This window comes from Pseudomonas sp. P5_B3, from assembly GCF_056400405.1.
This window is the reverse complement of sequence record NZ_JBFULI010000034.1, coordinates 14,372-27,093: the sequence shown is the minus strand read 5'-3', so window position 1 is coordinate 27,093 and position 12,722 is coordinate 14,372. Positions and strand designations below refer to the sequence as shown.

The 12,722-nt window shown below is 59.0% G+C and carries 13 protein-coding genes; 2 read left to right on the top strand and 11 right to left on the bottom strand.

Features of this window, described 5'->3' with window-relative positions:
- Positions 1-98 precede the first annotated feature (98 nt).
- Positions 99-638, top strand: a complete 540-nt coding sequence (locus AC1DRN_RS19715) for a GspH/FimT family pseudopilin (protein WP_223463597.1) — start codon at positions 99-101, stop codon at positions 636-638.
- On the opposite strand, the gene ispH is transcribed toward AC1DRN_RS19715, so the two are convergent.
- The 6 genes from ispH to murJ form a co-directional block, all read right to left on the bottom strand.
- Entirely contained in the window at positions 607-1,554 is a 948-nt protein-coding gene (gene ispH, locus AC1DRN_RS19710) for a 4-hydroxy-3-methylbut-2-enyl diphosphate reductase (protein ID WP_223463598.1), read from the bottom strand. The two genes, AC1DRN_RS19715 and ispH, sit on opposite strands and share 32 nt — an antisense overlap.
- A 208-nt stretch (positions 1,555-1,762) precedes the next feature.
- A complete protein-coding gene (fkpB, locus tag AC1DRN_RS19705) occupies positions 1,763-2,200 on the bottom strand; it encodes an FKBP-type peptidyl-prolyl cis-trans isomerase (protein WP_172435403.1) in 438 nt (145 codons plus the stop codon).
- 7 nt (positions 2,201-2,207) lie between these two features.
- Positions 2,208-2,720 carry a signal peptidase II gene (lspA, locus tag AC1DRN_RS19700; protein WP_223463599.1) on the bottom strand — a complete coding sequence of 171 codons (513 nt, stop codon included), beginning with the start codon at positions 2,718-2,720 and terminating at the stop codon, positions 2,208-2,210.
- Positions 2,713-5,544, bottom strand: a complete 2,832-nt coding sequence (gene ileS / locus AC1DRN_RS19695; protein WP_223463600.1) for an isoleucine--tRNA ligase — start codon at positions 5,542-5,544, stop codon at positions 2,713-2,715. The genes lspA and ileS overlap by 8 nt, the downstream gene beginning before the upstream one ends.
- Positions 5,545-5,557: 13 nt before the next feature.
- Entirely contained in the window at positions 5,558-6,496 is a 939-nt protein-coding gene (gene ribF / locus AC1DRN_RS19690; RefSeq protein ID WP_223463601.1) for a bifunctional riboflavin kinase/FAD synthetase, read from the bottom strand.
- Positions 6,497-6,626: 130 nt separating this feature from the next.
- The gene (gene murJ / locus AC1DRN_RS19685) at positions 6,627-8,165 is read right to left on the bottom strand and encodes a murein biosynthesis integral membrane protein MurJ (protein ID WP_223463602.1); all 1,539 of its coding nucleotides are present in this window, start codon (positions 8,163-8,165) and stop codon (positions 6,627-6,629) included.
- A gap of 252 nt (positions 8,166-8,417) precedes the next feature.
- Here murJ and rpsT point away from each other — a divergent pair, with 252 nt between their 5' ends.
- Positions 8,418-8,696 carry a 30S ribosomal protein S20 gene (gene rpsT / locus AC1DRN_RS19680; RefSeq protein WP_007970922.1) on the top strand — a complete coding sequence of 93 codons (279 nt, stop codon included), beginning with the start codon at positions 8,418-8,420 and terminating at the stop codon, positions 8,694-8,696.
- A 120-nt stretch (positions 8,697-8,816) separates the two neighbouring features.
- On the opposite strand, the gene AC1DRN_RS19675 is transcribed toward rpsT, so the two are convergent.
- From AC1DRN_RS19675 to rplU, 5 genes are all read right to left on the bottom strand, one after another.
- Positions 8,817-9,281: a CreA family protein gene (locus AC1DRN_RS19675; RefSeq protein WP_223463603.1), complete on the bottom strand. Its 465-nt coding sequence runs from the start codon at positions 9,279-9,281 to the stop codon at positions 8,817-8,819.
- Between the two features lie 12 nt (positions 9,282-9,293).
- Positions 9,294-10,412, bottom strand: coding sequence for a glutamate 5-kinase (proB, locus tag AC1DRN_RS19670; protein WP_223463612.1), 1,119 nt, complete (start codon positions 10,410-10,412; stop codon positions 9,294-9,296).
- 137 nt (positions 10,413-10,549) lie between these two features.
- Complete coding sequence (gene cgtA, locus AC1DRN_RS19665) at positions 10,550-11,773, bottom strand: Obg family GTPase CgtA (RefSeq protein ID WP_223463604.1); 1,224 nt, start codon at positions 11,771-11,773, stop codon at positions 10,550-10,552.
- Positions 11,774-11,968: 195 nt separating this feature from the next.
- The gene (rpmA, locus tag AC1DRN_RS19660; RefSeq protein WP_003281574.1) at positions 11,969-12,226 is read right to left on the bottom strand and encodes a 50S ribosomal protein L27; all 258 of its coding nucleotides are present in this window, start codon (positions 12,224-12,226) and stop codon (positions 11,969-11,971) included.
- Positions 12,227-12,261: 35 nt separating this feature from the next.
- Entirely contained in the window at positions 12,262-12,576 is a 315-nt protein-coding gene (gene rplU / locus AC1DRN_RS19655) for a 50S ribosomal protein L21 (RefSeq protein WP_003176051.1), read from the bottom strand.
- Positions 12,577-12,722: the final 146 nt, after the last annotated feature.

Genomic DNA, 12,722 nt, shown 5'->3' with positions numbered 1-12,722 from the left:
TGTTGCGCAGCACAACATCCGAACGATGCTGTGCGTTTGCGTTGTCTTTTCTCGCGCAGGGATTGCGTGAGCCACAGTACGCCACGGAGGGCCATGTCATGCGGCAACAAGGCTTCAGCCTGATCGAACTGCTCATGGGACTGGCAATTACAGGAATTGTTCTGCAACTGGTCAGTCCGGCGTTCGCAACGCTGATCGAGTCGAACCAAAGACAGCAAGCGGCGCAGGCCCTATTCAGTGGTATTCGCACCGCCCGGAGCGAAGCCATCACCCGCAACCAGGCCGTGGTGATTCACGGCATCAATGGCGACTGGAGCCAAGGCTGGCGGATCATTCTGGATATCAGCGGCAAAGGGGAGATGGACAGCGACAATCCGCTGCTGGCCGAACGCCAGAGCGGCGCGCGCGTGTCGATTGCGGGGAACAGTACGGTCGAAAGCTCAATACGATTCAGAGGTCAGGGCGAGCCGCTGTTTGGAGGGACATTACACATTTGCGCAGTTCGCGTGCCGGTGAGCCAACATCAAGTGGTGTTGGCACGAACCGGGCGCGTCAGCCTGCGCAACGACAAGGCTGAGCAGGCGTTATGCGAAGAAAGGAATAACTTCAGAGCAACGAGCGAACGCGCAGTTCTTTAGGCATCGAGAACGTGATGTTCTCCTCGCGACCGGCCAGTTCATCGGCACCGGTGGCACCCCAGGCCTGCAATTGCTCGATCACGCCGCGCACCAGGACTTCGGGGGCGGATGCGCCAGCGGTGATACCGATACGCTCGACGCCTTCGAACCAGCTCTTTTGCAGGTCTTCGGCACCGTCGATCAGGTAGGCCGGAGTGGACATGCGTTCAGCCAACTCGCGCAAGCGATTGGAGTTGGAGCTGTTCGGGCTACCGACTACCAGCACCACGTCGCACTCGTCGGCCAGTTGTTTAACCGCGTCCTGACGGTTTTGCGTGGCGTAGCAAATGTCGTCCTTGCGCGGTCCACCGATGGCCGGGAAGCGCGAACGCAGCGCGTCGATAACGCGGCTGGTGTCGTCCATCGACAGCGTGGTCTGGGTCACGAACGCGAGCTGTTCAGGGTTGTTTACCTGCAAGGCCGCAACGTCTTTCTCGTCTTCGACCAGGTAGATCGCGCCGCCGTTGCCGGCATCGTACTGACCCATGGTGCCTTCGACTTCCGGGTGACCGGCGTGGCCGATGAGAATGCACTCTCGGCCGTCACGACTGTAGCGCGCCACTTCGATGTGGACTTTGGTCACCAGCGGGCACGTGGCGTCGAATACTTTCAGCCCACGGCCAGCCGCTTCGCTGCGCACGGCCTGGGAAACGCCGTGGGCACTGAAGATCACGATGACGTCGTCCGGCACCTGGTCCAGCTCTTCGACGAAGATCGCACCACGGGAGCGCAGGTCTTCGACGACAAACTTGTTGTGAACCACTTCATGGCGAACGTAGATCGGCGGCCCGAAGACTTCCAGGGCGCGGTTGACGATTTCGATCGCCCGGTCCACACCGGCGCAGAAGCCACGGGGGTTGGCGAGTTTGATTTGCATGCTGTGCCTCGTGTCTTGCGCGCGAAAAATGATAATGCGGTCCTGTTGCTCAAACACAAGGTTCGAGAACAGTGAAACTTCCTGTGGGAGCGAGCTTGCTCGCGATAGCGCAGTGTCAGTCAACATCAATATCGACTGTCAGGCCCTCATCGCGAGCAAGCTCGCTCCCACAGGGTCCGGTGGCAACAGAAGCTGCCCCCGTAATGCCTCAGAGCGCTTTGACGGAAATGATTTCCACGTCAAAGGTCAGCGTCTTGCCAGCCAGCGGATGGTTGAAGTCAATGGTCACTTGCGCATCATCGAACTCTTTGACTACACCCGGCAATTCAGTATTAGCCGCATCGTTGAAGATCACCAGCAAGCCAGGCGACAGTTCCATGTCCTGGAACTGAGAGCGCGGGATGATCTGCACGTTTTGCGGGTTAGGCTGACCGAAAGCGTTTTCCGGCTCGATGCTCAGCGTACGCTTGTCACCGGCCTTGAAACCGAACAGGGCCGCTTCGAAACCTGGCAACAGGTTGCCGTCACCGACCTTGAAGGTCGCCGGGGCTTTGTCGAAAGTACTGTCCACAGTGTCGCCGTTCTCCAGGCGCAATGCGAAATGCAAGGTGACTTCCGTGTTCTGACCGATGCGTTGCTCAGCCAATACCTGTTCAGTCATGAACGGTTTCTCCGGTCTTTTTACTTTTGAACATATCCAGTGCCAGCATGACAGCACCAACCGTGATTGCACTGTCGGCAAAGTTGAACGCCGGGAAATACCAGCGGTTCTGCCAATGCACCAGAATGAAATCGATCACATGGCCCAGGGCAATGCGGTCATAAAGATTGCCCAGCGCGCCGCCGAGCACCAGTGCCAGCGCAATCGCCAGCCAGGTCTCGTTGCGCCCCAGACGCTTGAGCCACACCACCAGCACCGCACTGACCACGACAGCGATCAACGCGAACAGCCAGCGCTGCCAGCCGGAGCTGTCAGCCAGAAAGCTGAACGCCGCACCGGTGTTATAGGCCAGGGTCCAGCTGAAGTAATCGGGGATCACCACGATTTGCTGGTACATCGCAAGCTTGCCTTCGAAGTAGAACTTGCTGGCCTGGTCGATGACCAGAACCAGCAAACTCAACCAGAGCCAGCTCAGCCGTCCGAAACGGCCAACGGCATTAGGCATAGTGACGGACCTCGCCAGCGCCGCTGATGTTGTCGACGCAACGGCCGCAGATTTCCGGATGCTCCGGATTCACACCGACGTCTTCACGGCAGTGCCAGCAACGGGCGCACTTGGCGAAGGCCGACTTGACGATCTTCAGCTTCAGGCCGCTGACTTCGGTGACCACGGCATCGGCCGGTGCCTGCACCAATGGCGCGACACTGGCGGTCGAAGTGATCAGCACGAAGCGCAGCTCGTTGCTCAGCTTGGCCATGTCGGCAGTCAGCGCGTCTTCGGCGAACAGCGTCACTTCGGCTTGCAGGTTGCCACCGACAGCCTTGGCCGCGCGCTGGATTTCCATTTCCTTGTTGACGGCGACCTTGACCGCCATGATCCGGTCCCAGTAGGCGCGATCCAGCTCGAAGCCTTCCGGCAGTTCGCTCAGACCTTCGTACCAGGTGTTGAGCATGACGGATTCGTTACGCTCGCCCGGCAGGTACTGCCACAGTTCGTCGGCGGTGAACGCCAGGATCGGCGCGATCCAGCGCACCAACGCCTCGCAGATGTGGAACAGCGCGGTCTGGCACGAGCGGCGGGCCTTGCTATCGGCGCCAGTGGTGTACTGGCGATCCTTGATGATGTCGAGGTAGAAGCCGCCCAGTTCCTGCACGCAGAAGTTATGGATCTTCGAGTACACGTTCCAGAAGCGGTATTCGCCGTAGTGCTCTTGCAGTTCGCGTTGCAGCAGCAGGGCACGGTCCACGGCCCAACGGTCCAGAGCCAGCATTTCTTCGGCCGGCAACAGGTCGGTGGCCGGGTTGAAGCCGGTCAGGTTCGAAAGCAGGAAACGCGCGGTGTTACGGATACGCCGGTAGGCGTCCGCACTGCGTTGCAGGATCTGCTCGGAAACCGCCATTTCACCCGAGTAATCGGTCGAAGCAACCCACAGACGCATGATGTCGGCGCCCAGGGTGTCGTTGACTTTCTGTGGCGCGATCACGTTGCCCAGGGACTTGGACATCTTGCGGCCGGACTCGTCGACGGTGAAGCCGTGAGTCAGCAGTTCGCGATACGGTGCGTGGTTGTCGATGGCGCAACCGGTCAGCAGCGACGAGTGGAACCAGCCACGGTGCTGGTCCGAGCCCTCCAGGTACAGGTCGGCGCGCGGGCCGGTTTCGTGACCCATCGGGTGCGAACCGCGCAGGACGTGCCAGTGCGTGGTGCCCGAGTCGAACCAGACGTCCAGGGTGTCGCTGATCTTGTCGTACTGCGGCGCTTCAGCGCCCAGCAGTTCGGCGGCGTCCAGCTTGAACCAGGCCTCGATGCCTTCGACTTCAACGCGCTTGGCGACTTCTTCCATCAACTCGACGGTACGCGGGTGCAGTTCGCCGCTTTCCTTGTTCAGGAAGAACGGGATCGGCACGCCCCAGTTGCGCTGACGGGAAATGCACCAGTCCGGACGGTTGGCGATCATCGAGTGCAGGCGCGCCTGGCCCCAGGCCGGAATGAACCCTGTCTCTTCGATGGCCTTGAGCGAGCGCTGACGCAGGGTGTCGCCGGTGGTCGGCTGCTTGTCCATGCCGATGAACCACTGCGCAGTGGCGCGATAGATCAGCGGAGTCTTGTGGCGCCAGCAGTGCATGTAGCTGTGTTCAATGACGGTGGTGTGCAACAGCGCACCGACTTCGGTCAGCTTGTCGACGATGGCCGGGTTGGCCTTCCAGATGAACTGGCCGCCGAAGAATTCCAGCGACGGTACGTAAACGCCGTTGCTTTGTACCGGGTTGAGGATGTCGTCGTTGACCATGCCGTACTTCTTGCAGGTCACGAAGTCGTCCACGCCGTAGGCTGGTGAGGAGTGAACCACACCGGTGCCGGCGCCCAGTTCAACGTAGTCGGCCAGGTAAACCGGCGACAGACGGTCGTAGAACGGGTGACGGAAGTTGATCAGTTCCAGCGCTCTACCGGTGGTGGTCGCAATGGCCGAACCTTCCAGCGAGTAGCGTGCCAGGCACGACTCGACCAGCTCTTCAGCCAACACCAGGAGCTTGTCGCCGACGTCGACCAGGGCGTAGTTGAATTCCGGGTGAACGTTCAGCGCCTGGTTGGCCGGGATGGTCCACGGGGTGGTGGTCCAGATCACGATCGAGGCAGGCTTGGCCAGCGATGTCAGGCCAAAGGCCGCAGCCAGTTTGGCTTCATCGGCAATCGGGAAAGCCACGTCGATGGTCGAGGACTTCTTGTTCTCGTACTCGACTTCCGCCTCGGCCAGGGCCGAACCGCAGTCGAAGCACCAGTTCACAGGCTTGAGGCCCTTGAACACGAAACCGCCCTTGACGATTTCGGCCAAGGCTCGGATTTCACCGGCCTCGTTCTTGAAGTCCATGGTCTTGTACGGGTTGGCGAAGTCGCCCAGCACACCGAGGCGAATGAACTCGGACTTCTGCCCTTCGATCTGCTCGGTGGCATAGGCCCGGCACAGTTCGCGGGTCTTGTCCGCGCCCAGGTTCTTGCCGTGGGTCACTTCGACCTTGTGCTCGATCGGCAGGCCGTGGCAGTCCCAGCCCGGAACATAAGGCGCGTCGAAGCCCGACAAGGTCTTCGAGCGGATGATCATGTCCTTGAGAATCTTGTTCAGCGCATGACCGATGTGAATCGAGCCGTTGGCGTACGGAGGGCCGTCGTGCAATACGAACTTCGGACGATCCTTGCCAATCTCGCGCAACTTTCCGTACAGGCCAATGCTGTCCCAGCGCTGCAGAATCTGCGGTTCGCGCTGAGGCAGGCCGGCCTTCATTGGGAAGGCGGTGTCCGGAAGGTTTAGCGTGGCTTTATAGTCGGTCATTTAAGGCTCTTCATTAGCGATGGGCGCTAGGTGCGGCTAGTGCACGGGCGGCGGCGACATCCGCGTTGATCGCCGTTTTCAACGCCTCCAGAGAGGCGAAACGCTGCTCTTCACGCAGCTTGTGGTGGAAAACCACCGTTAAACGCCGGTCATACAGATCGCCGGCAAAATCTAAAAGATGTATTTCGAGGTGGGCCTTGCCATCACCTTGTACCGTTGGCCGCACGCCGATATTGGCGACGCCGGGCCAGGTCTTGCCGTCGATGTCGACGTTGACCAGATAAACCCCGGAAAGCGGAACGCGACGGCGCTTGAGTTGTATGTTGGCCGTGGGCGTACCCAACTGGCGAGCCAGCTTCTGGCCGTGCAGTACCCGCCCGGTAATCTGGAACGGCCGACCTAGCAGTCGCTCGGCCAAGGCAAAATCAGCTGCGGCCAGGGCATTGCGGACCTGAGTGCTGCTGACGCGAATACCTTCCAGCTCAACGGTTTGCGCCGCCTCGACGGTAAAGCCCTGAATGATGCCGGCTTGTTGCAGGAAATCGAAATCCCCTACGCGGTCGCAGCCAAACCGGAAGTCATCACCGACTTCAAGGTGCTGTACACCAAGGCCGTCCACCAGGATGGTATCAACGAATTCGCTGGCGCTGAGCTTGCTCAGCCGCTGGTTGAAGGCCAGGCACAGGACCCGGTCGACACCTTCGTCGGCCAGCAGCTGCAGTTTGTCCCGCAGCCGGGCCAGACGGGCCGGGGCCGTGTCCGGGGCGAAAAATTCTCGCGGCTGCGGCTCGAAAATCACCACGCAGCTGGGCACGCCCAACTCGAGCGCACGTTCACGCAGCCGCGCCAGGATAGCCTGGTGACCACGGTGAACACCGTCAAAGTTGCCAATAGTGGCGACACAGCCCCGATGCTGGGGGCGCAGATTGTGGAGGCCTCGAACCAGCTGCATAACGCGCTTCTTGCTCATAAAGTGGTCGATTATAACCACACCCGGCGGCCGACGACAGGCAACACCGTAACCCAAAGTGATCGAGCCGACAAAACTGTCGGCTCGCCCGTGTTTATCGAAGCCAGAACCTCTATTCCAGCGTCTTGCGATTGAAGTCGCGCAAACGGAAACCCATCAACACTAACATGCCGAAATAAGCCACCACACCCGCCGCCACCAACGCCCCCAGACGCAAGAAGCGCTCGAGCATATGCCCCTGATCCCAGGCTGGCATGAAATGCATTACCCCCAACAGTACCGCGGACATCACCGCCACCGCGACCAGCAGTTTGAACGCGAACTTCGCCCAGCCCGGCTGCGGTTGGTACATCTGCTGTTTGCGCAGTTGATAGAACAGCAAGCCGGCATTGAGGCAGGCGCCGGCACTGATCGCCAAGGCCAGGCCCGCGTGAGCCAGTGGCCCGATCAGCATCAAGTTGAACAACTGGGTGACCACCAGGGTGAAAATCGCAATTTTTACCGGTGTGCGGATGTTTTGTTGCGCATAAAAGCCGGGGGCCAGCACTTTGATCACGATAATCCCAAGCAAACCGACCGAATAAGCGATCAGGGCACGCTGGGTCATCGATGCATCAAACGCATTGAACTGGCCGTACTGGAACAAGGAAACCGTCAACGGCTCCGCCAGAATCCCCAATGCCAGCGAGCAAGGCAGTACCAATACGAAGCACAGGCGCAGACCCCAGTCGAGGATGCGCGAATACTCGTGACGATCCTTGTTGGCGTAGGTCTTGGCCAGGGTCGGCAGCAGAATCGTCCCCAGGGCCACGCCCAACACGCCGGACGGCAGCTCCATCAAACGGTCGGCGTAATACATCCAGGACACTGAACCGGCGACCAGGAACGAGGCAAAAATAGTGTTGATGATCAGCGAAATCTGACTCACCGACACCCCGAGAATGGCCGGCAACATCTGCTTCATGACACGCCAGACGCCAGTGTCGCGCAGGTTCAGGCGGGGCAGCACCAGCATGCCGATCTTTTTCAGGTGCGGCAGCTGATAAAGCAACTGCGCCAGGCCGCCGACCAGTACCGCCCAGCCGAGCGCCATCACCGGCGGGTCGAAGTACGGCGTCAAAAACACCGAAAAGATGATCATGCTGACGTTCAGCAGCGTCGGCACGAAGGCTGGCACCGAAAAACGGTTCCAGGTATTGAGAATCGCACCGGCCAATGACGACAGGGAAATCAGCAGGATGTAAGGAAAAGTCACCCGCAAAAGGCTTGATGTCAGTTCGAATTTTTCCGGCGTGTTGGTGAAACCCGGCGCGGTCACCCAGATGACCCACGGCGCGGCAATCATGCCCAACACCGTGACCAGCGCCAGCACCAGCGTCAGCAGGCCCGAGACATAGGCAATGAAGGTTCGGGTCGCTTCCTCGCCCTTCTGGCTTTTGTATTCGGCAAGAATCGGCACAAACGCCTGGGAAAACGCCCCTTCGGCAAAGATCCGCCGCAGCAGATTGGGCAGTTTGAAGGCGATAAAGAAGGCGTCGGTCGCCATTCCCGCGCCAAATGCGCGCGCGATGAGGGTGTCCCGAACAAATCCCAGAACCCGGGAAAGCATCGTGATAGAGCTGACGGCGGCCAACGATTTGAGCAGATTCATGGAAAGAGTTTGTGCCTGTCGATAAACAGCAGGCGAACTACGCGCCTACTTATGCGATACTCCGCGCCGCAACAGCACAGAGCCAAAGCTCGCGAGTTTACAGGTCGCACGCTGGAAAGAAATCTCCAAGCTTGCTTCACCTACCACTTAGCGGAACGTCTCAACCGCCCTTGACAAGAACTCAACTCATCGGCATGATTCGCGGCCTATTTTGTTTGCTATTTCCTAAAAAGTCTTTCGAGGAGCTCGACGGTGGCCAACTCACCTTCCGCCAAAAAACGTGCAAAACAGGCTGAGAAGCGTCGCAGCCACAACGCCAGCCTGCGTTCCATGGTTCGTACCTACATCAAGAATGTAGTTAAGGCCATCGACGCAAAAGACGCTGCCAAAGCTCAAGCCGCTTACGTTCTGGCTGTGCCAGTTATCGACCGTATGGCCGATAAAGGCATCATCCACAAGAACAAGGCCGCTCGTCATAAGAGCCGCCTGAATGGCCACGTCAAGGCCCTGAACGTTGCCGCTGCCGCCTAAGCGACTCGTTCATTAAAAAACCGACCTCAGGGTCGGTTTTTTATTGCCTGCAATTTGATGGGCGCATAAAAAAACTGTGGGAGCGAGCTTGCTCGCTCCCACAGTTTGATTTGCGTGAAATTACTGAGCGTGGGCCCACGGCAAAATCGGAATCGCCGTCACCGCATTCTGCGGACTGCCCTCGATCAAGCGATCGCTGTACACCAGATACACCAGCGTATTGCGCTTCTTGTCGAGAAAGCGCACCACCTGCATGGTCTTGAACACCAGGGACGTGCGCTCCTTGAACACCTCGTCGCCATCCTTGAGCTCGCCCTTGAAGCTGATTGGCCCAACCTGCCGGCAAGCGATAGATGCCTCGGCACGATCCTCGGCCAACCCCAGACCACCCTTCACGCCGCCAGTCTTGGCCCGCGACAGGTAGCAGGTCACACCATCGACCTTGGGGTCATCAAAGGCCTCGACCACGATCCGGTCATTCGGCCCGACAAACTTGAACACCGTCGATACCTGACCGATCTCTTCGGCCGAAGCCAGCAGGGGCATCATCAACAGCAACCCCAACAATCCTTTTGCCACGCGCATTCAGGTATCCCTTCAGACCAGAATCAGGTTATCGCGGTGAACCAGTTCCGGCTCCGCCATGTAACCCAACAGACCAACAATCGCCTCAGACGACTGACCAATGATTTTTTGTGCTTCCAGCGCACTGTAGTTGGCCAGGCCACGGGCGATCTCACGACCGTCCGGCGCCACGCAGACCACCATTTCACCGCGACGGAAGCTGCCCTGCACCAATTTGACCCCGACCGGCAGCAAGCTCTTGTTGCCCTGGGACAACGCGATCACCGCACCCGCATCCAGCACCAGGGTGCCACGGGTTTGCAGATGACCGGCCAGCCACTGCTTGCGCGCAGCCAGCATGCCGCGCTCCGGCGACAGCAAGGTGCCGATGCGCTCGCCCGCCTTGAGACGATCCAGCACACGCTCAAGCCGCCCACCGACGATGATGGTGTGAGCACCGGAACGCGCCGCCAAGCGCGCAGCGCGCAGCTTGGTCTGCATGCCGCCACGCCCCAGCGCCCCGCCCGTACCGCCCGCCACCGCATCGAGCGCCGGATCATCGGCGCGCGCCTCGTAAATCAGCTGGGCATCCGGATTGTTGCGCGGATCAGCGTCGAACATGCCGTCACGATCCGTCAGAATCACCAGCAAATCCGCCTCGACCAGGTTCGCCACCAACGCTGCCAGAGTGTCGTTGTCGCCAAAACGGATTTCATCGGTGACCACGGTGTCATTTTCATTGATCACCGGAATGACTTTCAGCTCGACCAGTGCACGCAAGGTACTGCGGGCATTCAGGTAGCGCTTGCGGTCGGACAGGTCGTCATGGGTCAGGAGAATCTGCGCGGTATGCCGGCCATGCTCGGCAAAGCTCGACTCCCAGGCTTGCACCAGCCCCATCTGACCGATTGCAGCAGCGGCCTGGAGCTCGTGCATCGCACTGGGTCGTGAGGTCCAGCCCAGACGGCTCATACCGGCCGCCACTGCCCCGGAGGACACCAGCACCAGCTCGACACCCGCCTCATGCAAGGCCACCATCTGCTCAACCCAGACACCCATTGCCGCGCGATCCAGGCCTTTGCCGTCCGCCGTCAGCAAAGCGCTGCCGATCTTCACGACCCAACGCTGCGCACCTGTCACCTTGCTCCGCATCATCTTCAACCTTAGCTTGAGGGCAGCGCGACCTGGCACTGCCCGTGACGTTATTCGTGGTTATTCGTGACCAACAATCGATTTCCAGATACCAAAACGCCGCTCGATTGAGCGGCGCTTAAGTTTATCGCAACGAATCAGTCACGCACGTAAATGATTTCCGGACCGTCTTCATCATCCACATCTTCTTCGTCCCAATCATCGTCACCAATGTCGTGGACCGACTTCACGCCGCTGCGACGCAGGGCACGCTTGTCATCCAGCGCCTGCAGTTGCGCACGAGCTTCGTCTTCGATGCGCTGATCGAGATCAGCCAGCTCTTCCTTGTAAGCCGGGTCATTGGCCAGGCGATCAGCACGATCTTCCATGTAACGCATGATGTCGTGGCACAGACGCTCGGTACCGAGCTTGGAGATGGCCGAGATCACGTAGACCGGACCAGTCCACTCCAGGCGATCAACGATTTCCTTGACGCGAGCATCATGCTCTTCATCAAGGATCTGGTCGCACTTGTTCAGGATCAGCCAGCGATCACGCTCCGCCAGGGACGGGCTGAACTTGATCAGCTCGCTGACGATCACTTCAGCGGCATCCGGTGCGCTGGTGTCATCCAGCGGCGCCATGTCCACGAGATGCAGCAGTAGACGTGTACGCGCCAAGTGCTTGAGGAAGCGAATGCCCAGACCAGCACCGTCGGAAGCGCCTTCGATCAAACCCGGAATATCGGCAATGACGAAGCTCTTCCAGCGATCGACGCTGACCACACCCAGGTTCGGCACCAGCGTGGTGAACGGGTAGTCGGCAACTTTCGGCTTGGCAGCCGAAACCGAACGGATAAAGGTACTTTTACCGGCGTTCGGCAAACCCAGCAGACCTACGTCAGCCAGCACTTTCATTTCCAGTTTCAGGTCGCGCTGCTCACCCGGCTTGCCCGGAGTGGTCTGGCGCGGCGCACGGTTGGTACTGGATTTGAAACGGGTGTTGCCCAGACCGTGCCAGCCGCCCTGCACCACCATCAATTTCTGACCAGCCTTGGTCAGGTCGCCGATGACTTCCTGAGTCGCGGAGTCGATCACCGTGGTGCCGACCGGAACGCGCAGGATCAGGTCTTCACCCTTCTTGCCGGTGCAGTCGGTGCTGCCGCCGTTGGAGCCACGCTCGGCATCGAAGTGCCGGGTGTAACGGTAGTCCACCAGGGTGTTGAGGTTTTCGTCGGCCATCATGTAGATGGAACCGCCGTCACCGCCATCACCGCCGTTCGGGCCACCGTTCTCGATAAATTTTTCCCGACGGAAACTCATGGCGCCATTGCCGCCGTCACCAGCCTTTACGCGAATCGATACTTCATCAACAAACTTCATAACAAACGCCTCTCGCCATACGGACGAGCCGAAAAACAATCAAGACATAAGACTCTTGCAAAAATGAGCGCAGCGACCCCAAACCACGACACCTACATCGTACGCCGACAGCCCATGCAAACAGCTTTGCAAGAGACTCACCCCACAAACGAAAAAGCCCCGTCGCGAGACAGGGCTTTTCCAGCGATCGCGCAATTAAGCCGCGACTACGCTCACGTAACGACGACCGAAGGCGCCTTTTACTTCGAACTTGATCACGCCTTCGACTTTAGCGAAGAGGGTGTGATCTTTACCCATGCCAACGCCGTAGCCAGCGTGGAATTGGGTGCCGCGCTGACGCACGATGATGTTGCCTGCTTTGATAGCCTGGCCGCCATACATCTTCACGCCAAGGCGTTTGGCTTCTGAGTCGCGACCGTTACGGGTACTACCACCAGCTTTTTTGTGTGCCATGAGTTCAATTCTCCTAGTGAGGAATTAGGCTGTAATTAAGCCTGAATACCGGTGATTTTGATCTCGGTGTACCACTGGCGGTGGCCCATACGCTTCATGTGGTGCTTACGGCGACGGAACTTGATGATGCGGACTTTATCGTGACGACCTTGGGAGATCACTTCAGCCACAACGGTAGCGCCAGCAACAACTGGAGCGCCGATATTCACGTCGTCACCGTTGGCAACCAACAGAACGCGATCAAAGGTAACGGATTCGCCGGTAGCGATTTCCAGTTTTTCGATCTTCAGGTATTCACCTGGGGCGACTTTGTACTGCTTGCCGCCAGTAACGATTACTGCATAAGACATGGTATTTCTCCGATAATCCTGCTCACCCAGCTCTTTATAAGAAGAGGTATTGGCTGGCATGGCTGCATGGGGCTGGAGGCCCGCTTGCAATTGCGTAAGGCAGGTGCTGCCCAGGAAGTTCAGGGTGCGCGATTGTACGCAAGCCA